This is a genomic window from Vogesella indigofera (assembly GCF_028548395.1).
GTDB classification, from domain to species: Bacteria; Pseudomonadota; Gammaproteobacteria; order Burkholderiales; family Chromobacteriaceae; genus Vogesella; species Vogesella indigofera_A.
In genome coordinates, this window is sequence record NZ_JAQQLA010000009.1 from 13,371 (window position 1) to 34,593 (window position 21,223).

Below are 21,223 nucleotides of genomic sequence, written 5' to 3' on the forward strand. Positions count from 1 at the left end.
TCAACCTTTCTTCAGGATGTATTGGCGGACGGCTTCGTTGTGCTCGTCCAGTGTTTCGGAGAATTGGGTGGTGCCGTCACCGCGCGACACGAAGTACAGCGCGCGGCTGGGTGCCGGGTGCGCGGCGGCGTCCAGTGCCGCGCGGCTGACCAGCGCAATCGGCGTCGGCGTCAGCCCGGCGCGGGTATAGGTGTTGTACGGCGTGTCGCGGCGCAGCGCGTCCTTGCCGATGCGGCCGCGATAGCGCTCGCCCATGCCGTAGATCACCGCCGGATCGGTCTGTAGCCGCATGCCGATACGCAGGCGGTTGACGAACACGCTGGCCACCATGCTGCGGTCTTCCTCGCGCGCGGTTTCCTTCTCGATCAGGCTGGCCATGATCAGCAGCTGGTACGGGGTCTGGTACGGCAGGTCGGCGGCGCGCGACTCCCACACCGTCTGCAGCTGCTGCATCAGCGTCTGGTTGGCTCGGCGCAGCAGCTCCACGTCGCTGCTGCCCGGCAGGTAGTAGTAGGTACTGGGGAAGAACAGGCCTTCGACACTGCCCTCGGTCATGCCCAGCTCGGCCAGCAGCCGCTGCTCGCTCCAGGTAGCGCTGTCCTGGCGCAGGTCTTCCTCGTCACGCAGTGCCGCGCGGAACTGGCGGAAGGTCCAGCCCTCGATGATGGTGACGCTGGCCTGGTCCGGGTGGCCGTCGTTGAAGCGCGACAGGTACTGCCACAGCGCGGTGGCACCGGAGAACTGGTACAGCCCGGCCTTGAGCTTGCGGTCGCTGCCCATCATGCGCGAGATCGCCACCATCACCCAGCGGTTGCGGATGGCGCCATCCTCTTCCAGCGTGCGCGCCAGCTGGCCCATGGTGCGGTTGGGGGCGACGCTGACGGTGTAGGGCGAGCCGGGCGGGGTCACCGGGACGGCAACCACCCAGGCCAGCCACAGGGCAAACAGCAGCGCGAACGCGGCAAGGATACGGCCTATCAATCGGTGCATACGGACTTCATCAACTTAGGTAAAAAGAGGCGCTGGCGCCGGGTAAAAAGGCGCGCTGGCGCCGGGAAAAAAGGGACGCTGGCGCCGAACGCGCGATGATACCACGCACGCCGGCCGCCTTCCGCGCCAAAGCGGCGCGCCGTTCAAGCCTGCGGCGACAGCACCACACCGTAGCGCTGCGATACGTCGGCGGCGGCCAGCGGCCGCAGCGGCAGGCTGCCCTCGGCCAGGCACAACTGCAGCGCCAGCGTGCCCTGCTGCCACGCCGTCCAGTCGGCCGCCGTCGGCAGCTGGCCATCGGCGCTGCGCAGCATCACCTCGCTCAGCGCCAGCAGCTCGCGGTCGTCCACCACCGCCAGCTCGCCGCCGGCCTCGACAAACAGCCGCCCGCCCTCGTCCAGCAGCGCCAGCCGCGGCGTGCCGGGGTCGATATCCGGCAGCCAGTGCCAGCCGGCCTCACCGCGCCGCACCACATAGGGCGCGGCATCGAGCGCGACGTAGACCTTTTGCGGGCCGTTCTGCACGTAGTAGCGGCCGTCGCCGTCGCGCGCGTAGTTGCGGCGGAAGAAATCCACGATCGCGGCCTGGTTCAGCCGCTCCTCGCGCAGCCACCACTGGCCGCGCGCATCCAGCCGCAGCCAGCCGAACACCGCCGGCACGTTCGGCCACTTGGCGATAGCCGCCAATACCATTGCATCCATTTTTTCGCTCCTGCTCAGCTGTTGCGCAGTATGTCGGTGGGCGGGGTGCGCGTGATTTTACGCAGCAGCGGCCAGCCGGCAAGGCCGACCACCGCGCCGCCGCACAGCGCGCCCAGCAGCGGCAGCCACAGGTTCGGCGCCAGCGGCAGGTTGAACAGCTGCACCGCCACCAGGCTACCGATCGCCATCGCGCCGATGCCGGCCAAGAGCCCGGTCAGGCCGCCCAGCCACGCCAGTTCGGCCAGGATCACCGCGCGCACCTGCTGTCGCGAGGCACCCAGCGCGCGCAGCAGCGCGACATCGAACTGCCGCTCGTCGCGGGTGGCGGCCAGCGCCGCCCACAGCACCAGCACCCCGGCGGCCAGCGCCAGGCTGAACATGGTTTCCACCGCCAGCGCCAGCCGCTCGATCACCGCCTTCACCTCGCGCACGATGACGCTGATGTCGATCACGGTGACATTGGGCAGCGCCGCCACCAGCCGGTTGTTGAAGTCCTTGTCCGGCGCGCGGTAGCTGGTGATGTAGCTGGCGCTCTCGCCGCCCATCCAGCCGGCCGGCGCGATGACGAAGAAATTGGGCTGGAAGCTGTCCCACGCCACCTTGCGCAGGCTGGTCACCGGCGCCTGCCAGCGGGTGCCGGCGATGTCGAACACCAGCACGTCGCCCATGCGAATGCCCAGCGTTTCGGCCAGCCCCTGCTCCACCGAGAACGCCGGCTGCGTGCTGTCCGCCGGCCACCACTGCCCGGCGCTGAAGCCGTTGCCCGGCGGCGGCGCGGCGCGCCACGACAGGTTGAACTCGCGCTCGGCCAGCCGCTGCGCGCGTTCGTCCTCATAGTCGCTACCCTTCACCGCACGCTCGTTGATCGCCAGCAGTCGCGCCCGCGTCATCGGCGCCGCCTGCGGCGCGCTGCGGCCAACCCTGGCGAACAGCGTGTTCAGCGTCGCCTGCTGCGGTGCCTGCAGATTGATCAGGAACGAGTCCGGCGCATCGGCTGGCAGCGACTTCTGCCAGGCGCCGATCAGGTCGTCGCGCACCACGGTCAGCGTCAGCAGCGCCATCAGGCTCACCGACAGCGCCGCGATCTGGATCACCGCCAGCCACGGCCGCCGCGCAAGGTTGGCCGCACCGTGGCGCCAGCCGACGGCACCGGACAGCGGCACGCGGCGCAGCAGGCGCACCACGCCCCAGGCTAGCAGGCCGACCGCCAGCAGGAAGCCGGCCAGCCCGCCCAGCAACCACAGCGCCAGCGTGCTGTCGCCGACCTGCCACGCCGCCAGCCCGAGCAGTGCGACAATGGCCAGCAGCGGCGCCAGCAGCGAACGGCTGGAGGTCGGCATGTCGGCACGCAACACCGCCACCGCCGGAATGCGGCGCAGCGCCAACAGCGGCGGCAGCGCAAAACCGGCCAGCAGGATCAGCGCCGACAGCGGCCCGCTCAGCCAGGCGGTGAGTGCCGGCGCCGGCAGCCCCGCGCCCAGCCACTGCTGCGCCAGCAGCAGCAAGCCGGCCTGCACGCCATAGCCGGCGACGGTGCCGAGCACGCCGGCCACCAGTGACAGCCACAGGAACAGGCTGCCCCACACCAGCGCCACCTCGCCACCGGTCTGCCCCAGCGCGCGCATCACCGCCACGCTCTGCCAGTGCCGCGCCAGATAGCGGCGCACCGCCAGCGCCACCGCCGCCGCCGACAGCAGCACCGACAGCAGCGCGGTCAGGCCGAGAAAGCGCCGTGCCCGTTCCAGCGCCGATTTCACCTCCGGCCGCGCCTCCTCGACATCCTCCAGCCGCGTGCGGCGGTCCAGCTGCGGCGCCAGCCACTGCCGGTAGCCGGCCACGCTGGCGGCATCGCCGGCCACCATCAGCCGGTAGCGCACGCGGCTGCCGTCCTGGACCAGCCCGGTGGCGGCCAGATCGGCGTGGTTGAACAGCGCCCGCGGAATGAAGTTGTACAGGTCCATCGCGCCGTCCGGCTCGCGCAGCACTTCCGCGCTCAGGCGCAAACTGACGTTGCCGAGGCGCACGCTGTCGCCCAGGCGCAGGCCCAGCTTCTGCAGCAGCCGGGTATCGGCCCACAGCTCGCCCGGCGCCGGCGCCAGCCGGCCCTCTTTCAGCCCCTGCGGCGTGCGCAGCTGCACCTCGCCGCGCAGCGGGTAGCCGGCGGTGACCGCCTTCAGCGTCGCCAGCACCGCCTGCTCGCGGGCGAACACCATCGACGGGAAGGTGGCCGCCTCCGCCTGCTGCAGGCCACGCTGCGCCGCCTGCTGCCGCCACGCGTCCGGCGGCGGCCGGTTGCCGTTGGACACCAGATCGGCGGCCAGCAGCTGGCTGGCCTGCCGCGTCAGCGCCTGCTCGATGCGGTCGGAAAAGAAGGCGACACTGCTCATCGCCGTCACCGCCACCAGCAGCGCCAGCAGCAGCACCGTCAGCTCGCCGGCGCGCAGCTCGCGCCGCAACAGGCGCCAGCCCATCTGCAGCGACAGCCGGCTCATGTCGCCTCCCGCTGCAGGCGGCCGTCGTTGAGGCGGTAGACCGCGGCACAGCGCGATGCCAGCGCGGTGTCATGGGTGACCAGCACCAGCGCGGTACCGGCCTCGGCGTTGAGCTGGAACAGCAGCTCGATCACCTGCCGCCCGGTGGCCGGATCGAGGTTGCCGGTCGGCTCGTCGGCAAACAGCAAGGTTGGCCGCACCACGAAGGCGCGCGCCAGCGCCACCCGCTGCTGTTCGCCGCCGGACAGGTGGCGCGGGTAGTGATCGAGACGGTGGCCGAGGCCGACGCGCTGCAGCATGGCGCTGGCGGCGGCGCGGGCATCGCCGCGCCCGGCCAGCTCCAGCGGCAGCATCACGTTTTCCAGCGCGGTGAATTGCGGCATCAGCTGGAAGTTCTGGAACACGAAGCCGACCTTGTCGCGGCGCAGCAGCGCGCGCTGATCCTCGTCCAGCGCCGACAGCGCCTGGCCGTCCAGCCACACCTCGCCGGAACTTGCCGGGTCCAGCCCTGCCAGAATGGCAAGCAGCGTGGATTTGCCGCTGCCGGAGGCGCCGACGATGGCGACGCTCTCGCCGGCGGCGACACTGAAGCTGGCTTGGTGCAAGATGGTCAGCGTCTGGCCGTGATAGTCGACCTGGCGCGCCAGCGCTTCGGCGCGCAGGATCACGTTATTTTCTGGAGATGGATTCATGCTTTATCGCTGCTTTCTGCTGGGTGTCTTGCTGCTGGCGCCGCACATGGCGCACGCCGCGCGTATCGTGGTGTTCGGCGACAGCCTGTCCGCCGCCTATGGCCTGCGCCCGGAGCAAGGCTGGGTCAGGCTGCTGCAACAACAACTGGGCAGCACGCACCAGGTCATCAACAGCAGCCTGTCCGGCGAAACCACCGCCGGCGGCCTCGCCCGGCTGCCGGCGGTGCTGCGGCAACAGCGCCCGGAGGTACTGATTCTGGAGCTGGGCGGCAACGATGGCCTGCGCGGCCTGCCGCTGCCGGCGATGCAGGACAACCTGTCCGCCATGGTCCGCCTGGCCCAGCGCGCCGGGGCGCGGGTGCTGCTGGTCGGCATGGCGCTGCCCCCCAATTATGGCCCCGATTACGGCGCCAAGTTCCGGCAGGTGTATGACAAAGTGGCACGCCAGCACAAAGTAACGCTGGTGCCGCTGCTGGTGGCCGGTTTCGAGCAGGATCTAGCGCTGTTCCAGGGCGACGGCATCCATCCGGTCGCCGAGGCGCAGCCGCGCATGGTGCGCAACGTGCTACCAGCGCTGCTACCTTTTTTACCCAAAAAATAATCAGGAGGGCAAACCATGCAGACCATTTGCTGGGCAATCGGCGAAGAATATGACGACAAAGCCCTTTCCCGCCTGGGTGAGGCACTGCGGTCGCTAAACTATGAGCAGATAGATACTTGGCAGGGGCTGGGGGGCTCCCAAGAGATCTGCCACTGGAAACTCGCCGGCCCCGATGGCTACCTCACCATTGAAACAGAAACCTATCTCGGACTGACCGTCGAGGGCCCCGTCCGTGCCATGGAACAACTTCGACAGCGATATGCCCTGCTACCCTGAGCCGGCATTGCTCCTCCCCAAGACCACATCAGGAAGACAGAGCCGTCAGCCCCACAAGGGCATGCACTGGCAGGCGACCTCGCACGAGTCACGCCACATTGACCTGCAAATCATGACTTCAGACCACCATCCCCAGCTTCAGCACCGTCAGTAAGAAACACAAACCCGCACCGCGACCCTGCAGCGCCATTTCCAGGCTATTTCCTGCCAAGAACGCAACGTTTGCGGCCAACATTTGCCATTTTCATGACAATGCAGTTACGCTGCAGTGGGCGCCATTGCCCGCCCGGCTTTCACGCCGGCCCACCTCTCCCACAAGGAAACCGTCATGTTGGCCGCAATCGCCCTTACCCTCGGGCGTAAACTGCTTTCCCCGTTCCGCGGCCTGCCCGCCGGCGTCTACATCCAGATCATCGCCACCATGATCAACACCATGGGTGGCATCGCCAAGCTGTTCCTGCCGCTCTATTTTCTGGAGCGCTACCGGCTGCCCTACGGCAGCATCGGCCTGCTGATGGGCTGCTACGGTCTAGGCTGCGTGCTGGGTGCCTATGGCGGCGGCGCCCTCAGCGACCGCCTCGACACCCGCAAGCTGTGCGCGGCGCTGCTGCTGGCCAGCGGGCTGCTGACCATGTCACTGGCGCTGCCGCTGCCGGTGTGGGGCTTCGTGCCGTTGCTGCTGCTGACCGGCATCGCCGACGGCGGCTTCCGCCCCGGCAATATGCGGCTGGTGCTGGAGCCATGCGCGCCGTCGCAGCGCGCCACCGCGCAGGGGCTGTACCGGGTGGCGTTCAACCTCGGCACCTCGCTGGCCGGCATCACCGGCGGCCTGCTGGCGGTGTACGGCTACCAGTGGGTGTTTGTGGCTCAGGGTTGCGCCAGCCTGCTGGCCTGCCTGTGGCTGGTGAGCGCCTATCGCCGCCAGCCGCCGCCGAGCCGGACGCAAGCGCCTGCGGCCAAGCTGGTGGAGCAGGACGGCTCGCCGTGGCAGGACCACGCCTTTTTGCGCTTCATCGCCGGGCAGCTGCTGATCCTGGCGGTATTCGACCAGATGTACGGCACGCTGGGCATGTTCCTGCGCGAACACTACCGGCTGGGGCCGGAGTGGATCGGCTATCTGTTCACCCTCAACGGGCTGATGGTGGTGGCGCTGCAGGTCAGCATTGCCCACCGTGTCGGACGCTGGGGGCTGCAGCGCTGTTCGCACCTCGGCGTGCTGTGCATCGGCATGAGCTTCCTGGTGCTCAATGCCGGCATCGCCGCCGGCTGGGCGCTGCTGGCGATGCTGGTGCTGACCGTCGGCGAGCTGCTGCTGTCGCCGACCTGGTCGGTGATCGTGATGCAGCGCTCGGAAGGGCGCCAGCGCGGCCGTTACCTCGGCGTCTACGCCGCGGCGTGGAGTGGCCGCACCCTGTACGCGCCGGCGATCGGCACCTGGGCCTACGGCCAGTTCGGCGGCGCGCTGCTGTGGTGGCTGTGCGCCGGGGTGGCGCTGCTGACCGTGCTGTTACAGGCTGGCGCGCTGCGCCAGATGCTGGCGCCGGCGCCATAAAAAAACCCTGCATCGCGGATGCAGGGTGGTGACTGCGGCCAACCTCAGGGTTGGCACGGGCCGGCGCTGATTACAGCGCGGCGGCGTTTTCCGCCAGGTAGGAAGCCACGCCTTCGGCGGACGGCTTCATGCCCTTCTTGCCCTTGTTCCAGCCGGCCGGGCACACTTCACCGTGTTCTTCGGTGAACTGCAGCGCGTCGACCATGCGCAGCATCTCGTCCACGTCGCGGCCCAGCGGCAGGTTGTTGACCACCTGGTGCTGTACCACGCCGGACTTGTCGATCAGGAAGGAACCACGGAAAGCCACGCCGCCGTCGGCTTCCACGTCGAACGCCTGGCACAGCTCGTGCTGGATGTCGGCGACCAAGGTGTAGCCAACCGGGCCGATACCGCCTTTTTCCACCGGGGTGTTGCGCCATGCGGCGTGCGAGAACTGGCTGTCGATGGACACGCCGATCACTTCCACGTTGCGGGCCTTGAACTCGGCCAGACGGTGGTCAAACGCGATCAGCTCGGACGGGCACACGAAGGTGAAGTCCAGCGGGTAGAAGAACACCACGGCGTATTTGCCTTCAGTCGCCTGGCGGAAGGAATAGTTGTCAACAATCTGACCATCGCCCAGTACGGCGGAGAAGGTTTTTTCGCCTGCAAAGAACGGTGCCTGTTTGCCTACAAGTACGGCCATGTGATTCTCCTTGGAGTTCGGTTATGTGTGAATCCTGCGAACGGTGATCCGCAAACTGGCACGTTTATAAATCAGTGGCGGCGCCAGCTGCCAATTGAATATCCAAATTGCCACCATTAAGGCGGGCAATCACCAGGCCGCCAGTGTACTCGCACACTGCGCCGTCGCCCGCCATGTGTCGACCGGCCATGCAAAGCAGATAACGTTGGCCGCAATCTGGATTAAAATACGACAGGAGCGGCCGCTGGCGCCCTGCCCCTTTCAACCACCCAGCGCGGGATGACCATGAGCAAACAGCTGACCATACTGGCGGTAGACGACGTCAGCCTGCATCGCACCATGCTGGCACGCTTCATCCGCGAGCTGGGACACCTGCCGGTTACCGCCAGCAACGGGCTGGAGGCGGTGGAGTACTGTGCCGCCAGCATGCCGGACATGATCCTGATGGACATCCTGATGCCGGTGATGGACGGCTTCAGCGCCACCCGCCACATTCGCCAGCAGCTGGCCGGGCACTGGATCCCGATCGTGTTTCTGTCGGCGATGAACGAAGACGCCGACTACCTGCACGGGCTGGAGGCCGGCGGCGACGACTACCTGACCAAGCCGGTCAACCTGCCGCTGCTGTCGGCCAAGATCAGCAGCCTGCTGCGCGTCATCGACATGCAGGCGCGCCTTAGCGACAGCAACCGCCTGCTGGAGCAGTACTACGCCACCACCCAGCAGGAACACGGCCTGGCGCAGCACGTGCTGGAGCGCTTCAACACCGCCGCCAATGCGCAGCAGCACAATATCCAGAGCTGGCTGAAGTCGGCGGTACACCTCAGCGGCGACGTGATCTGCATCGCGCGCTCGCCGTCCGGCACCGACCACGTGATGCTGGCCGACAGCACCGGCCACGGGCTGGTGGCGGCCATCTGCTGCCTGCCGGCGATCGACACCTTTCACGCCATGACCCGGCGCGGCTTCGGTATCGGCCAGATCGCCGAGTCGATCAACCGCAAGCTGTACCAGACCCTGCCCACCGGCCACTTCGTCGCCGCCGCACTGCTCGCCGTCGATTACCGCAGCCGGCGCATCACGGTATGGAACGGCGGCATTCCCTGCTGCAGCTTCCTCAACCGGCATGGCGAACTGGAGAAGACCTTCCGCTCCGCCCACCCGCCGCTGGGCACGCTGCCGCCGGAGGCGTTCGAGCAGCAACAAGAGCAATACCACTGGCTGCATGACGGCGAGATCATCGTCTGCTCCGACGGCGTCACCGAGGCACGCAACGCGGCGCAGCAGCAGTTTGGCGAGGACGGCGTGCTGCAGGCAGCACGCGCGGCACAGGGGCACGACACCGCGACGCGGATCGCCGCGGCGTTGCAGCAGCACCTGCAGCAGCAGCCGCACCTGGACGACGCCTCGCTGGTGGTGATCGGCTGCCGGCATCAACCGGTACCGCCCGCCGACCAGGAGGCCGCCGCTGGCGTGCAGCCCCCGGTACAGGCGTAAGCACCCGCGCTGCGCATGAAAAAACGGGAGCCGCGGCTCCCGTTTGCTGTTGCTGCCTTGCGGCCAACCTTAGGCGGCCGGCTCGGCCTTCTGGCGCAGGCGCAAGTTCAGTTCCTTCAGCTGCTTCTCGTCCACCGCGTTCGGGGCGCTGGTCAGCAGACACTGCGCACGCTGCGTTTTCGGGAACGCGATCACGTCGCGGATCGACTCGGCGCCGCACATCAGCGTCACCAGACGGTCCAGACCGAAGGCCAGGCCACCGTGTGGCGGCGCGCCGAACTTCAGGTTGTCGAGCAGGAAACCGAACTTGTTCTGCTGTTCTTCCGGGCTGATCTTCAGCGCGCCGAACACCTTCTCCTGCACGTCGGCACGGTGGATACGCACCGAACCGCCGCCGATTTCCCAGCCGTTCAACACCATGTCGTAGGCACGCGCGATGCAGGCACCCGGATCGGTGTCCATCAGGTCTTCGTGGCCCGGTTTCGGGCTGGTGAACGGATGGTGGCAGGCGGTCCAGCGATCGGCTTCTTCGTCGTGCTCGAACATCGGGAAGTCCACCACCCACAGCGGACGCCACTCCTTGACGAAATAGCCGCCGGCTTCGCCACGCTCGTGGCCGATCTTGATGCGCAGCGCGCCGATCGCCTCGTTCACCACCTTGGCCTTGTCGGCGCCGAAGAAGATGATGTCGCCGTTGTCGGCACCGGTACGCGCCATGATTTCGTTCAGCGCGTTAACCGACAGGAACTTGACGATAGGCGACTGCAGGCCGCTGCTTTCGTCGTTGGTGATCTTGCTCTTGTCGTTGACCTTGATGTAGGCCAGACCCTTGGCGCCGTAGATGCCGACGAACTGGGTGTAGTCGTCGATGTCCTTGCGCGACAGTGCGGCACCACCCGGCACACGCAGGGCGACCACGCGGCCATTGGCCATGTCGGCGGCACCACGGAACACCTTGAACTCTTCGGTCTTCATCAGATCGGTCAGTTCGGTGAATTTCAGGCTCACGCGCATGTCCGGCTTGTCGGAACCGTAGTAGAACATCGCGTCGTTGTAGGCCATGCGCGGGAACTTGCCCAGCTCCACGCCCATCACGTCGCGGAAGATCTCCTGCGTCATGGTTTCGGTGATGTCCATGATCTCGTCCTCGTTCAGGAACGAGGTCTCGATATCGATCTGGGTGAATTCCGGCTGGCGGTCGGCACGCAGGTCTTCGTCACGGAAGCACTTGGTGATCTGGTAGTAACGGTCGAAGCCGGCCACCATCAGCAGCTGCTTGAACAGCTGTGGCGATTGCGGCAGCGCGAAGAATTCGCCCGGATGCACGCGCGACGGCACCAGGTAGTCGCGGGCGCCTTCCGGGGTGGAACGGGTCAGCATCGGCGTTTCGATGTCGATGAAGCCCTGTTTGTCCAGGTGGTTACGCACACCCATCGCCACGCGGTAACGCAGGCGCAGGTTCTTCTGCATCGCCGGACGGCGCAGGTCGATGACACGGTTGGTCAGGCGCACGTTCTCGGACAGGTTTTCGTCGTCGATCTGGAACGGCGGGGTCGCCGCGCTGTTCAGTATCTCGATGTTTTTCGCCAGGATTTCGATCTCGCCGGAGATCATCTTGCTGTTGGCGGTGCCGGCCGGACGCTCGCGCACGATGCCGGTAATGGCCAGCACGAATTCGTTACGGGTGCTGTCGGCGGTCTGGAATGCGTCCGGGGTGTCCGGATCGATCACCACCTGCACCAGGCCTTCACGGTCGCGCAGGTCGATGAAGATCACGCCGCCGTGGTCACGACGACGATGAGCCCAGCCCTTGACCGTAACGGTCTGGCCGAGGAATTTTTTATCAATCAAGCCGCAGTAGTCGGTTCTCATGCAGAAGCCTTTTAGCCTTAAATTCGAAGATTCTTTTAATAAAAACAAAGGCAGAGGCGGGACGACCGGCCTCTGCGGAGTTCATTCAATAACGCATTTTACTTGCGTTTTTCACTATCGGGGGCACTGGGCGCGACAACGCCCATGGAAATGACGTATTTCAGTGCCGCGTCCACCGACATGTCCAGTTCGCGCGTGTCCTGCTTCGGCACGATGATGAAGTAGCCGGAGGTCGGGTTCGGCGTGGTCGGCACGTAGACGCTGATGAAGTCATCCTCGCCCAGCTGCTGCTTCACCTCGCCGGAAGGGGCGCCGGTCTGGAAGGCGATGGTCCACGTGTTCTGGTGCGGGAAGCGCACCAGCAGCGCCTTGCGGAAGGCCTGGCCGGAGTCGGACAGCAGGGTGTCGCTGACCTGCTTCACGCTGTTGTAGATGGTTTTCACCACCGGCGTGCGCGTCAGCACCAGCTCCCACAGGTCGAGCAGGCGCTGGCCGAGCACGTTGGCCGCCATGAAGCCGGTGCCCAGCAGCACCGCGAACGCCAGCACCACGCCGAGGCCGGGGATGTCGAAGCCGAACAGGCTTTCCGGGCGCCAGCCCTGCGGCAGCACGTTCACGGTCTGGTCCAGGGTGCCGATGATCAGGTTCAGCACCCACAGCGTGATGGCAATCGGCAGCCAGATCAGCAAACCGGCGATCAGGTAGCCGCGCAACGTCATTTTGATATGTTTCATCGGTATCTCAGGCACATCCGCCACTTCCGCAACCGCCGCTACCGCGAGCCGGACCGCTGCCACTGTTCTTGAAATCGGTAACGTACCAGCCGCTGCCCTTGAGCTGGAAGCCGGCCGCAGTCAGTACCTTGCTGTAACTCTGGCTGCCGCAGGACGGGCAATCGGTCAGCGCCGCATCGCTCATCTTCTGCAGATGTTCGTTCTGCACGCCACAGGCATCACAACGGTATTCGTAAATCGGCATGTTTTAGCACTCCACAAACAAAGACGATGACATAATGCGATCAGATATTGCAGTGCATCAAAGCTTGCTGCAATTAAACCCTGCATGATAATGGGGTCACAACCGTTGGCGATCAAGTAGCTCGCCAAGTAAACGGATGATTATATCCGACTGATAGAACAATAGAAAACGCTCGCTTCACTGCATTGCAACACGCCTGCGCGATGCTGTGCCGGCAGCGTCATCCATACTTACCTACAGGAGTTGATCAATGAGCCCATCCCACCTGCCCCTCGCCGGCAAACGCGGCCTGATTGTCGGTATCGCCAACGAACACAGCATTGCCTACGGTTGCGCCAAGATCATGCGGGAACAGGGCGCCGAAGTCGCCATCACCTACCTCAACGAGAAGGCGGAAAAATTCGTGCGTCCGCTGGCTGAAGGCTTGGCCGCACCGCTGATCCTGCCGCTGGACGTACAGGCTGACGGCCAGCTGGAACAGGTATTCGCCGCGATCGGCGAAACCTGGGGCCAGATCGACTTCGTGGTGCACTCCATCGCCTTCTGCCCGATGGACGACCTGCACGGCCGTGTCACCGACTGCTCGCGCGACGGTTTCCTGCAGGCGATGCGCGTATCGTGCTACTCCTTCATCGAGATGGCGCGCCTGGCCGAGCCGCTGATGAAGAACGGCGGCGCGCTGATCACCATGAGCTATCACGGCGCCGACAAGGTGGTCGAGAACTACAACATCATGGGGCCGGTGAAGGCGGCACTGGAAAGCACCACCCGCTACATGGCGCACGAGCTGGGCCCGAAAGGCATCCGTGTGCACACCATCTCGCCGGGACCGCTGAAGACCCGCGCCGCCAGCGGCATCGCCCACTTCGACCAGCTGATCGACGACGCCATCGCCCGCGCACCGCAAAACCGGCTGGTGGACATCGAGGACGTCGGCAACACCTGCGCCTTCCTCGCCTCCGACGCCGCCCGCGCACTGACCGGCGAGGTCACCTATGTCGATGGTGGCTTCAACATCATGGCCTGAGGACCGACATCATGATCCGCGACGCACACGCCTTTAGCGACATCATCAGCCAGGCCACCGCCAACGGCCCGCAGCCGATGGCGGTGGCCCACCCCTGCAGCCCGGAAGCGCTGCTGGGTGCGGTCGAGGCCGCCGACCACGGCATCGCCACTCCGATTCTGATCGCCCCGCGCGCCAAGCTGGCCAAGCTGGCCGCCGGCATGGACATCGACCTCGCCCGCTTCGAGGTGATCGACGCCGAGCACAGCCACGCCGCCGCCGAGCGCGCGGTGGCGCTGGTGCGTGACGGCCGTGCCGACAGCCTGATGAAGGGCAGCCTGCACACCGACGAGTTCATGAGCGCGGTGCTGGACCGCAACAAGGGCATCCGTACCGACCGCCGCATCAGCCACGTGTTCGTGATGAAGGTGGAAAGCTACCCGCGCTACCTGTTCATCACTGACGCCGCCATCAACATCGAGCCGGACCTGATGACCAAGCGCGACATCTGCCAGAACGCCATCGACCTGACCCACGCCCTCGGCGTGGCGCAGCCGAAGGTGGCGATCCTGGCGGCGGTGGAAACCATCAATCCGGCAATGCGCGCCACGCTGGACGCGGCGGCACTGTGCAAGATGGCCGATCGCGGCCAGATCCGCGGCGCGCTGCTCGACGGCCCGCTGGCCTTCGACAACGCCATCTCGCACGCGGCGGCCGACACCAAGGGCATCGAGTCGTCGGTGGCCGGCGAGCCGGACATCCTGTTGGTGCCGGACCTGGAATCAGGCAATATGCTGGCCAAGCAGCTGACCTATCTGGCAGCCGCCGCCAGTGCCGGCATCGTGATGGGCGCCCGGGTGCCGATCGTGCTGACCAGCCGTGCCGATGATGCGGCCGGACGGCTGGCCTCGGCGGCGGTGGCCAACGTCTTTGCCGCCTACAAAAAAGGATAAGTAATGGGCAAGGCTCTCATCGCCATCAATGCCGGTTCCGCCACGCTGAAATTCCGTGCCTACCAGCCGGATGGCGTGCAACTGCTGGCACGCGGCCTCGTCGACCGTTTCGGTGCCGCCGGCGCCAGCCTGGAGCTGGACTACGGCGGTCGCCAGACGCGGGTGACCCTGGCCGGCAGCGGCCGCGACGAAGCGGTGGCGGCGGTGCTCAACGTCCTCGCCGACAGGGGGCTGGAAGCGGTGGCGGTAGCGCACCGTGTGGTGCATGGCGGTGACCGCTACACCAGCCCGGTGGTGCTGACCCCGGAAGTGGTCGACCACCTGGCGGAGCTGATCCCGCTGGCACCGCTGCACCAGCCGGCCAGCCTTGGCGTGATGAGTGCCTTTGCGCGGCTGGACAGCAGGCTGACCCAGATCGCCTGCTTCGACACCGCCTTCCATTGCGGCCAACCCGAGGTCGCCACCCGCTTCGGCATCGCCCGCCACTGGCATGAGCAGGGCATCCGCCGCTACGGCTTCCACGGTCTGTCCTACGCTTCCATCGCGCGACGGCTGGGCGACATGGCGCTGGCCAGCCAGCGCGTGGTGGTCTGCCATCTCGGCAGCGGCGCCAGCGCCTGCGCCATCCACGACGGCCGCAGCATCGCCTCCAGCATGGGCTTTTCCGCGGCCGACGGCCTGATGATGGGCACCCGTCCCGGCAACCTCGATCCGGAAGTGGTGCTGTACTGGCTAGAACACGAAGGCATGGACATCGCACAGGTGCGGCAGGAGCTGTACAAGCACAGCGGCCTGCTCGGCGTGTCCGGTCTGTCTGCCGACATGCGCGAGCTGCTGGCCAGCAAGGAGCCGGCGGCGAAGGAGGCCATCGAGCTGTTCTGCTACCGTGCCGCGCGCGAAGTGGCGTCGCTGGCCACCGCGATGAAGGGACTGGACGCGGTGGTGTTCACCGCCGGCATCGGCGAGCGCTCGCCGGAGATCCGCGCCCGCATCCTGAAGCAGCTGTCCTGGCTCGGCTTCGAGGTCGACCTTGCGGCCAACCTTGCCCGCTCGCAACGCATCACCACCCCGCACAGCACGCGCCACGCCTATGTCATCGCCACCGACGAGGAAGGCGAAATGGCGCGCGAGGCCGCCGCGCTGCTCAGCGGCGACGTACAGCTGTAATCCGGCACCAAGATAAAAGCGGCGGGCGGCGGATCACTCCGCCGCCCGCCGCTTTTTCTTGCCTGTGGCCTCAGTTGGCCAGCCAGTCGGTCAGCATCAGGCCGATACCGAGCCCACGCGAATGGTGGTTGTAGTCGAGCAGGCTTTCACCGTAACCGGAAAAGCCCTGCACATAACCGCGCAGCCGCCCCGCCACCGGGAAGGTCCAGTCCAGCTGCAGCGCGCCCTTGCCGTGCAGCGGGTTGTAGCGCACGCGGCCGCCGAGGGTGTGATCGTTCCAGCGGTATACCGCCTGCACGTCGCCGCGTCCCATGTATTTGGTGATGTCGGGATTGTCGTCCGTGGTGTCGGACTCCGGCAGCCGGTACCACCAGCGCCCGGTCAGGCTGAGGTTGCCCTTTTCCGCGCCGGCCATGACATAGACCCGGTTCCAGCTGCGCGACAGCGGATCGGTCTGACCGTTGGACTGGTGCACCACGCCGACACCGGCCATGCGCAAGCGCCAGCCCTGCCACGTCCAGTGCGCAGGCAGCGGCGTGGTCAGCATCACTTCCGGCTCGTAGTCGGTCTCGCGGAACGGTGACGACTGCCCCTTGTTGTACATCTGCCAGTGCGACTGCTGGGTGTAGCCAAACCACAGGTCGGCCGGCGTGCCGAGCACGTTCTGCCACAGCTTGCTCTTGAACGACAGCTGGTACTTGGTTTCGACATTGCTGAGCTTGGTGCCGAACAGGCGCACCGGCTCCTGCGTCGGCGACGACGGCTGCGAATTGGGCGAGAACAGCTGCCACAGCGGCAGGATGTAGGTCGGCTGGTGCGCGCGCAGCACGAAGGTGCCCAGCTTGTTGTCCTCGTCCAGATCCCACTGCCGGGCCAGCCCCGAGGCGGAGAAGCGCGGCGCGAGCGGCGGCGTGGCGGCATCGTCCGCCACCGGCGCGGCGGCCAGTTGCGGCAACTCGTTTGCGGCCAACGTTGTCGCCTCTGCCGTTGGTGCCGGCGCGACCGACAGCTCCGATGGCAGCAGCAACGGTGCCGGCGGCAGCAGTGCGTCGAAGCAGGCCAGGCGCTCGGCATCCACCAGGATGCCGCGGCAGTGCTTGAACGGTGACAGCGCCTCATCGGCATGGACTTGACTGGCTAGCAGCAACAGGACTGGCGGCAACAACTTCATCGACTCACCCGCAATTCAGGAACAAAGCACGGTAGACCACGCAAAAACACAAAAGGCTCCGCGTTTGCGGAGCCTTTGCGTATTCTTGCGTCAAACTCGGATCAGGCAGCCATGGCCTTGATGTGAGCAGACAGACGGCTCTTATGGCGAGCAGCCTTGTTCTTGTGGTACACGCCTTTGTCAGCTAGACGATCAATCACTTTAACGGAAGCGAGGAACACAGTGTTTGCTACTGCCTTGTCGCCGGCTTCGATTGCTTTGATCACTTTCTTAACGGCGGTACGGAAGGCCGTACGCAGGCTTGCGTTGTGCGCGCGCTGCTTAAGGGCCTGGCGTGCACGCTTGCGAGCTTGTGCGCTATTAGCCATGGAATTCTCCTGATGAGCTGAATCTGAAACGGCAGATTTTAAGGCCTAAGATCACGTTTTGCAACAACAATACCTCCCGCGTAAACTACGACCCTCGATAAAAGCGTTATCAACCCGTTCGGTAAAGCATGAATTTACTCAAAGCACTGGCAAAAGTCAGCAGCATGACCCTGGTTTCGCGTGTGCTCGGCTTCGTGCGCGATGCCATCATCGCGCGTGTTTTCGGCGCAGGCATGGCCACCGACGCCTTCTTTGTCGCCTTCAAGCTGCCCAATCTGCTGCGCCGCATTTTTGCCGAGGGTGCCTTCTCGCAGGCCTTCGTGCCGGTGCTGGCGGAATACAAGGAACAGCAGGGCGAGGACGCCACCCGCCGCTTCCTGTCGCACATCAGCGGCACCCTGAGCCTGGTGTTGCTGGTCGTCACCGCGCTGGGCATGCTGGCCGCCCCCGCCATCATCTGGATATCGGCGCCCGGCTTTGCCCATGATCCGGACAAGATGGCGCTGACCAGCGACCTGCTGCGCATCACCTTTCCTTATATCCTGTTCATCTCGCTGTCGTCGCTGGCCAGCAGCGTGCTGAATACCTGGAACCGCTTCTCGGTGCCGGCATTCACGCCGACGCTGCTGAACGTGTCCTTCATCCTGTGCTCGCTGCTGCTGACGCCCTACTTCGACCCGCCGGTGCTGGTGCTGGCGTGGGCGGTATTCATCGGCGGCATCGCGCAACTGCTGTACCAGCTGCCGCACCTGAAAAAGCTGGACATGCTGCCGTGGCCGCGCCTGGACCTGAAGGACGCCGCGGTGTGGCGCGTGGTGCGGCAGATGGGGCCGGCGATCTTCGGCGTGTCGATCGCGCAGATCTCGCTGGTGATCAACACCATCTTTGCCTCCTTCCTGGTGTCGGGCAGCGTGTCGTGGATGTACTACGCCGACCGGCTGATGGAGTTCCCGACCGGCATCCTCGGCGTGGCGCTGGGCACCATCCTGCTGCCGTCGCTGTCCAAGCATGCGGCGCGCGACAGCGGCGAGGAATTCAGCCGCCTGCTGGACTGGGGCATCCGCCTGTCGCTGCTGCTGGCAATTCCGTCCACCGTCGGCCTCGCCCTGTTGTCGCAGCCGCTGATCGCCACCCTGTTCATGTACGGCAAGTTCAACGCCCATGATGCGCTGATGACGCAGCAGGCGCTGATCGCCTACGCCATCGGCCTGCTGGGGCTGATCCTGGTCAAGGTGCTGGCGCCCGGCTTCTACGCGCGGCAGAACATCAAGACCCCGGTCAAGATCGCGCTGGTGACGCTGACCGCCACCCAGCTGATGAACCTGGCCTTCATCGGCCCGTTCCGCCACGCCGGCCTCGCGCTGTCGATCGGCCTCGGTGCCTGCCTCAACGCCGCGCTGCTTTATCACCAGCTGAAACGGCACGGCATCTACCGGCCGCAAAGCGGCTGGGGCGGCTTCCTCGGCAAGCTGCTGCTGGCGGTACTGATGATGGCCGCAACGCTGCTGGCGCTGCAGCAGGTCCTGCCGATCGACTGGCACGGCCACGCTTGGCAACGCGCGGCGTGGCTGCTGCTGCTGGTCATCGCCGGTGCCGTCGCCTACTTCGCCACCCTGCTGGCGCTGGGCATGCGCCCGCGCCAGTTCATGCGCCGCGAAAGCTGACGGCTCGCGACTATATAAACATCAATCCCTTGCCGCCCCAAGGTTGGCCGCAAGCCGAGGAAGACCATGATGAACCCGAGCTACACCCCCGAATTCTCGCCACTGGGCAAGAAGGTCGACTACCAGGACCAGTACGACGCCAGCCTGCTGTTCCCGATCGCGCGCCAGCAAAAGCGCGACGAGATCGGCGTTGCCGAAGGCGCGCTGCCGTTTGCCGGCGTCGACCTGTGGACCGGCTACGAAGTGTCGTGGCTGAACGTCCGCGGCAAGCCGCAGGTGGCGATCGCCACCTTCCGCATCCCGGCCGACAGCCCGCGGCTGATCGAATCCAAGTCGTTCAAGTTGTACCTCAACAGCTACAACCAGACCCGCATCGCCAGCTGGCAGCAGGTGGCCGCGCAGCTGGAGCTGGACCTGTCCAACGCCGCCGGCGGCAAGGTGCAGGTCAGCCTGCTCTCCCCCGCCGACTTCGACCACGAACGGATCGTGGAGCTGGCCGGCGAGAGCATCGACGAGCTGGACATTGAAGTGGACAACTACGCGCCGTGCCCGGAGGCGCTCAAGGCGGATGCGGCCAACGTGGTCAGCGAAACGCTCACTTCGCAGCTGCTGAAATCCAACTGCCTGGTCACCGGCCAGCCGGACTGGGGCAGCGTGCAGATCAGCTACACTGGCCCGCAGATCGACCGCGAGACGCTGCTGCGCTACCTGATCGGCTTCCGCCAGCACAACGAGTTCCACGAACAGTGCGTGGAGCGCATCTTCGTCGACGTGTTGCGCACCTGCGCGCCGAGCCGGCTGACGGTGTACGCACGCTACACTCGCCGCGGCGGGCTGGACATCAACCCGTGGCGCAGCAACGACCCGGCCGCCGTGGCACCGGACAACACCCGTACCGCACGGCAATGACACATTGCCGCCGCGCAAGGCACGGCCGGCAAAAGAAATTGCCGCCAGCGGCTTGACAGGCGGCGGCGGCATCCGTATAGTTCGCGTCTCTCGCAAGCAACAGCAAACGAGAACAGTGCACCCGTAGCTCAGTTGGATAGAGTATTTGGCTACGAACCAAAGGGTCGGGCGTTCGAATCGCTCCGGGTGCACCACCACAGCGTCCCTATAGTTTAGCGGTTAGAACACTGCCCTTTCACGGCGGCGGCCGGGGTTCGATTCCCCGTGGGGACGCCAAGTTGCACCCGTAGCTCAGTTGGATAGAGTATTTGGCTACGAACCAAAGGGTCGGGCGTTCGAATCGCTCCGGGTGCACCACACAATTCAGTCCCTATAGTTTAGCGGTTAGAACACTGCCCTTTCACGGCGGCGGCCGGGGTTCGATTCCCCGTGGGGACGCCAGCATCAAGCAAAACACCACCTTAGGGTGGTGTTTTTGTTTCCGCATCGATATTCCCGCCTTGCCATTGTTTTTGCTCTCGCTATCGCATATTGATATATAAAATCAGTCTTTCTGGCCGCGTCCGCGCTCCGGTACAGTTCAACTGTCGGAATCCCCGGCACGGCAGAGATGCTGCCGACGATGCCAACAGCCAGAGAATTGAGCGCAAAGATGAATATCAGTCAGGAGAGGCTGACTCACCTCAAGCAACTTGAAGCCGAGTCCATCCACATCATCCGTGAAGTCGCCGCCGAGTTTGATAACCCGGTGATGCTGTACTCCATCGGCAAGGATTCGGCGGTGATGCTGCATTTGGCACAAAAGGCCTTTGCCCCCGGCCGCCCGCCCTTCCCGCTGATGCACGTGGATACCACCTGGAAATTCCAGGACATGATCGCGCTGCGCGACAAGCAAGCGAAGGAATACGGCTGGGACCTGATCGTCCACGTCAACCAGGAAGGCGTCGACGCCGGCATCAACCCGTTCACCGCCGGCAGTGCCAAGCACACCGACGTGATGAAGACCGAAGGCCTGAAACAGGCGCTGAACAAGTACAAGTTCGACGCCGCCTTCGGTGGCGCCCGCCGCGACGAGGAAAAATCGCGCGCCAAGGAGCGGGTGTACTCCTTCCGCGACAAGAACCACCGCTGGGACCCGAAAAGCCAGCGCCCGGAGCTGTGGAACATCTACAACGCCAAGATCAACAAGGGCGAGTCGATCCGCGTGTTCCCGCTGTCGAACTGGACCGAGCTGGACATCTGGCAGTACATCTTCCTCGAGAACATCGAGATCGTGCCGCTGTACTTTGCCGCCGAGCGCAAGGTGATCGAGCGTGACGGCACGCTGATCATGATCGACGACGAACGCATCCTGCAGTACCTCAGCGACGAGGAAAAGGCGAAGATCGAGACCAAGAAGGTCCGCTTCCGCACCCTGGGCTGTTATCCGCTGACCGGGGCGGTGGAGTCGGAAGCCACCACGCTGGCGGAAGTGATCCAGGAAATGCTGCTGACCAAGACCTCCGAACGCCAGGGGCGTGTGATCGATCACGACTCCTCCGGCTCGATGGAGAAGAAGAAGATGGAAGGCTATTTCTAAGCCGTAACGCCTTTTCTTTCCCCTACCGAATGTTCAAAGGTTGGCCGCATGCGGCCAACCTTGCTGATGC

At 65.3% G+C, this 21,223-nt stretch carries 20 protein-coding genes and 4 tRNA genes; 14 read left to right on the forward strand and 10 right to left on the reverse strand.

The genetic code is table 11. From position 1 onward, the window contains the following. From mltG to PQU89_RS13630, 4 genes are all read right to left on the reverse strand, one after another. Entirely contained in the window at positions 1-990 is a 990-nt protein-coding gene (mltG, locus tag PQU89_RS13615; RefSeq protein ID WP_272766305.1) for an endolytic transglycosylase MltG, read from the reverse strand. Positions 991-1,133: 143 nt separating this feature from the next. Further along, positions 1,134-1,691 carry a DUF2946 family protein gene (locus PQU89_RS13620; protein WP_272766306.1) on the reverse strand — a complete coding sequence of 186 codons (558 nt, stop codon included), beginning with the start codon at positions 1,689-1,691 and terminating at the stop codon, positions 1,134-1,136. Positions 1,692-1,705: 14 nt separating this feature from the next. Further along, positions 1,706-4,183, reverse strand: coding sequence for an ABC transporter permease (locus PQU89_RS13625; RefSeq protein ID WP_272766307.1), 2,478 nt, complete (start codon positions 4,181-4,183; stop codon positions 1,706-1,708). Beyond that, positions 4,180-4,875 (reverse strand): ABC transporter ATP-binding protein, encoded by a 696-nt coding sequence (locus PQU89_RS13630; RefSeq protein ID WP_120809189.1) that lies wholly within the window; start codon positions 4,873-4,875, stop codon positions 4,180-4,182. The genes PQU89_RS13625 and PQU89_RS13630 overlap by 4 nt, the downstream gene beginning before the upstream one ends. Between PQU89_RS13630 and PQU89_RS13635 the strand changes: the two genes are divergently transcribed. The 3 genes from PQU89_RS13635 (at position 4,874) to PQU89_RS13645 (ending at position 7,304) form a co-directional block, all read left to right on the forward strand. Next, positions 4,874-5,476 carry an arylesterase gene (locus PQU89_RS13635; RefSeq protein ID WP_272766308.1) on the forward strand — a complete coding sequence of 201 codons (603 nt, stop codon included), beginning with the start codon at positions 4,874-4,876 and terminating at the stop codon, positions 5,474-5,476. The two genes, PQU89_RS13630 and PQU89_RS13635, sit on opposite strands and share 2 nt — an antisense overlap. A 15-nt stretch (positions 5,477-5,491) precedes the next feature. Continuing rightward, positions 5,492-5,752, forward strand: a complete 261-nt coding sequence (locus PQU89_RS13640; protein WP_272766309.1) for a hypothetical protein — start codon at positions 5,492-5,494, stop codon at positions 5,750-5,752. Positions 5,753-6,080: 328 nt separating this feature from the next. After that, the gene (locus tag PQU89_RS13645; protein WP_272766310.1) at positions 6,081-7,304 is read left to right on the forward strand and encodes an MFS transporter; all 1,224 of its coding nucleotides are present in this window, start codon (positions 6,081-6,083) and stop codon (positions 7,302-7,304) included. A 70-nt stretch (positions 7,305-7,374) separates the two neighbouring features. On the opposite strand, the gene PQU89_RS13650 is transcribed toward PQU89_RS13645, so the two are convergent. Continuing rightward, positions 7,375-7,989, reverse strand: a complete 615-nt coding sequence (locus PQU89_RS13650) for a peroxiredoxin (protein ID WP_272766311.1) — start codon at positions 7,987-7,989, stop codon at positions 7,375-7,377. A gap of 285 nt (positions 7,990-8,274) precedes the next feature. Here PQU89_RS13650 and PQU89_RS13655 point away from each other — a divergent pair, with 285 nt between their 5' ends. Next, positions 8,275-9,486: a SpoIIE family protein phosphatase gene (locus PQU89_RS13655; RefSeq protein ID WP_272766312.1), complete on the forward strand. Its 1,212-nt coding sequence runs from the start codon at positions 8,275-8,277 to the stop codon at positions 9,484-9,486. 69 nt (positions 9,487-9,555) lie between these two features. On the opposite strand, the gene aspS is transcribed toward PQU89_RS13655, so the two are convergent. From aspS to PQU89_RS13670, 3 genes are all read right to left on the reverse strand, one after another. Beyond that, entirely contained in the window at positions 9,556-11,358 is a 1,803-nt protein-coding gene (gene aspS / locus PQU89_RS13660) for an aspartate--tRNA ligase (RefSeq protein ID WP_272766313.1), read from the reverse strand. 98 nt (positions 11,359-11,456) lie between these two features. After that, on the reverse strand, positions 11,457-12,092 hold the full coding sequence (locus tag PQU89_RS13665; protein ID WP_272766314.1) for a DUF502 domain-containing protein: 636 nt from the start codon (positions 12,090-12,092) through the stop codon (positions 11,457-11,459). 7 nt (positions 12,093-12,099) lie between these two features. Beyond that, positions 12,100-12,336 carry an FmdB family zinc ribbon protein gene (locus PQU89_RS13670; protein WP_272766315.1) on the reverse strand — a complete coding sequence of 79 codons (237 nt, stop codon included), beginning with the start codon at positions 12,334-12,336 and terminating at the stop codon, positions 12,100-12,102. A 250-nt stretch (positions 12,337-12,586) separates the two neighbouring features. Here PQU89_RS13670 and fabI point away from each other — a divergent pair, with 250 nt between their 5' ends. Genes fabI through PQU89_RS13685 form a run of 3 tightly spaced genes read left to right on the forward strand, consistent with a single transcriptional unit; the run spans position 12,587 to position 15,462 of the window. After that, entirely contained in the window at positions 12,587-13,363 is a 777-nt protein-coding gene (gene fabI / locus PQU89_RS13675; RefSeq protein WP_272758138.1) for an enoyl-ACP reductase FabI, read from the forward strand. A gap of 11 nt (positions 13,364-13,374) precedes the next feature. Next, the gene (locus PQU89_RS13680) at positions 13,375-14,295 is read left to right on the forward strand and encodes a bifunctional enoyl-CoA hydratase/phosphate acetyltransferase (RefSeq protein WP_272766316.1); all 921 of its coding nucleotides are present in this window, start codon (positions 13,375-13,377) and stop codon (positions 14,293-14,295) included. Positions 14,296-14,298: 3 nt separating this feature from the next. Next, positions 14,299-15,462 (forward strand): acetate/propionate family kinase, encoded by a 1,164-nt coding sequence (locus tag PQU89_RS13685; RefSeq protein WP_272766317.1) that lies wholly within the window; start codon positions 14,299-14,301, stop codon positions 15,460-15,462. Between the two features lie 70 nt (positions 15,463-15,532). Here the strand turns inward: PQU89_RS13685 and PQU89_RS13690 are convergent, their stop codons facing one another. Both PQU89_RS13690 and rpsT read right to left on the reverse strand, forming a co-directional pair. After that, positions 15,533-16,633 carry a phospholipase A gene (locus PQU89_RS13690; RefSeq protein ID WP_272766318.1) on the reverse strand — a complete coding sequence of 367 codons (1,101 nt, stop codon included), beginning with the start codon at positions 16,631-16,633 and terminating at the stop codon, positions 15,533-15,535. A 101-nt stretch (positions 16,634-16,734) separates the two neighbouring features. Beyond that, positions 16,735-17,001, reverse strand: coding sequence for a 30S ribosomal protein S20 (gene rpsT / locus PQU89_RS13695; RefSeq protein ID WP_047967825.1), 267 nt, complete (start codon positions 16,999-17,001; stop codon positions 16,735-16,737). 128 nt (positions 17,002-17,129) lie between these two features. Here rpsT and murJ point away from each other — a divergent pair, with 128 nt between their 5' ends. The 7 genes from murJ (at position 17,130) to cysD (ending at position 21,153) form a co-directional block, all read left to right on the forward strand. Further along, positions 17,130-18,665 (forward strand): murein biosynthesis integral membrane protein MurJ, encoded by a 1,536-nt coding sequence (gene murJ / locus PQU89_RS13700; protein WP_272766319.1) that lies wholly within the window; start codon positions 17,130-17,132, stop codon positions 18,663-18,665. 69 nt (positions 18,666-18,734) lie between these two features. Further along, positions 18,735-19,574 (forward strand): NADPH-dependent 7-cyano-7-deazaguanine reductase QueF, encoded by an 840-nt coding sequence (gene queF, locus PQU89_RS13705; RefSeq protein WP_502654465.1) that lies wholly within the window; start codon positions 18,735-18,737, stop codon positions 19,572-19,574. A gap of 117 nt (positions 19,575-19,691) precedes the next feature. After that, positions 19,692-19,768, forward strand: a tRNA-Arg gene (locus PQU89_RS13710). Positions 19,769-19,775: 7 nt separating this feature from the next. Further along, a tRNA-Glu gene (locus PQU89_RS13715) sits at positions 19,776-19,850 on the forward strand. Between the two features lie 4 nt (positions 19,851-19,854). Then, positions 19,855-19,931 (forward strand) — tRNA-Arg (locus PQU89_RS13720). Between the two features lie 9 nt (positions 19,932-19,940). Beyond that, positions 19,941-20,015 (forward strand) — tRNA-Glu (locus PQU89_RS13725). A gap of 211 nt (positions 20,016-20,226) precedes the next feature. Further along, positions 20,227-21,153 carry a sulfate adenylyltransferase subunit CysD gene (cysD, locus tag PQU89_RS13730; protein ID WP_272766321.1) on the forward strand — a complete coding sequence of 309 codons (927 nt, stop codon included), beginning with the start codon at positions 20,227-20,229 and terminating at the stop codon, positions 21,151-21,153. Positions 21,154-21,223 lie beyond the last annotated feature (70 nt).

What these genes read in the sequence shown, in the direction of transcription:
- mltG (WP_272766305.1), bottom strand. Translation starts at nt 990, where the DNA reads ATGCACCGATTGATAGGCCGTATCCTTGCCGCGTTCGCGCTGCTGTTT.
- PQU89_RS13620 (WP_272766306.1), bottom strand. Translation starts at nt 1,691, where the DNA reads ATGGATGCAATGGTATTGGCGGCTATCGCCAAGTGGCCGAACGTGCCG.
- PQU89_RS13625 (WP_272766307.1), bottom strand. Translation starts at nt 4,183, where the DNA reads ATGAGCCGGCTGTCGCTGCAGATGGGCTGGCGCCTGTTGCGGCGCGAG.
- PQU89_RS13635 (WP_272766308.1), top strand. Translation starts at nt 4,874, where the DNA reads ATGCTTTATCGCTGCTTTCTGCTGGGTGTCTTGCTGCTGGCGCCGCAC.
- PQU89_RS13630 (WP_120809189.1), bottom strand. Translation starts at nt 4,875, where the DNA reads ATGAATCCATCTCCAGAAAATAACGTGATCCTGCGCGCCGAAGCGCTG.
- PQU89_RS13640 (WP_272766309.1), top strand. Translation starts at nt 5,492, where the DNA reads ATGCAGACCATTTGCTGGGCAATCGGCGAAGAATATGACGACAAAGCC.
- PQU89_RS13645 (WP_272766310.1), top strand. Translation starts at nt 6,081, where the DNA reads ATGTTGGCCGCAATCGCCCTTACCCTCGGGCGTAAACTGCTTTCCCCG.
- PQU89_RS13650 (WP_272766311.1), bottom strand. Translation starts at nt 7,989, where the DNA reads ATGGCCGTACTTGTAGGCAAACAGGCACCGTTCTTTGCAGGCGAAAAA.
- PQU89_RS13655 (WP_272766312.1), top strand. Translation starts at nt 8,275, where the DNA reads ATGAGCAAACAGCTGACCATACTGGCGGTAGACGACGTCAGCCTGCAT.
- aspS (WP_272766313.1), bottom strand. Translation starts at nt 11,358, where the DNA reads ATGAGAACCGACTACTGCGGCTTGATTGATAAAAAATTCCTCGGCCAG.
- PQU89_RS13665 (WP_272766314.1), bottom strand. Translation starts at nt 12,092, where the DNA reads ATGAAACATATCAAAATGACGTTGCGCGGCTACCTGATCGCCGGTTTG.
- PQU89_RS13670 (WP_272766315.1), bottom strand. Translation starts at nt 12,336, where the DNA reads ATGCCGATTTACGAATACCGTTGTGATGCCTGTGGCGTGCAGAACGAA.
- fabI (WP_272758138.1), top strand. Translation starts at nt 12,587, where the DNA reads ATGAGCCCATCCCACCTGCCCCTCGCCGGCAAACGCGGCCTGATTGTC.
- PQU89_RS13680 (WP_272766316.1), top strand. Translation starts at nt 13,375, where the DNA reads ATGATCCGCGACGCACACGCCTTTAGCGACATCATCAGCCAGGCCACC.
- PQU89_RS13685 (WP_272766317.1), top strand. Translation starts at nt 14,299, where the DNA reads ATGGGCAAGGCTCTCATCGCCATCAATGCCGGTTCCGCCACGCTGAAA.
- PQU89_RS13690 (WP_272766318.1), bottom strand. Translation starts at nt 16,633, where the DNA reads ATGAAGTTGTTGCCGCCAGTCCTGTTGCTGCTAGCCAGTCAAGTCCAT.
- rpsT (WP_047967825.1), bottom strand. Translation starts at nt 17,001, where the DNA reads ATGGCTAATAGCGCACAAGCTCGCAAGCGTGCACGCCAGGCCCTTAAG.
- murJ (WP_272766319.1), top strand. Translation starts at nt 17,130, where the DNA reads ATGAATTTACTCAAAGCACTGGCAAAAGTCAGCAGCATGACCCTGGTT.
- queF (WP_502654465.1), top strand. Translation starts at nt 18,735, where the DNA reads ATGAACCCGAGCTACACCCCCGAATTCTCGCCACTGGGCAAGAAGGTC.
- cysD (WP_272766321.1), top strand. Translation starts at nt 20,227, where the DNA reads ATGAATATCAGTCAGGAGAGGCTGACTCACCTCAAGCAACTTGAAGCC.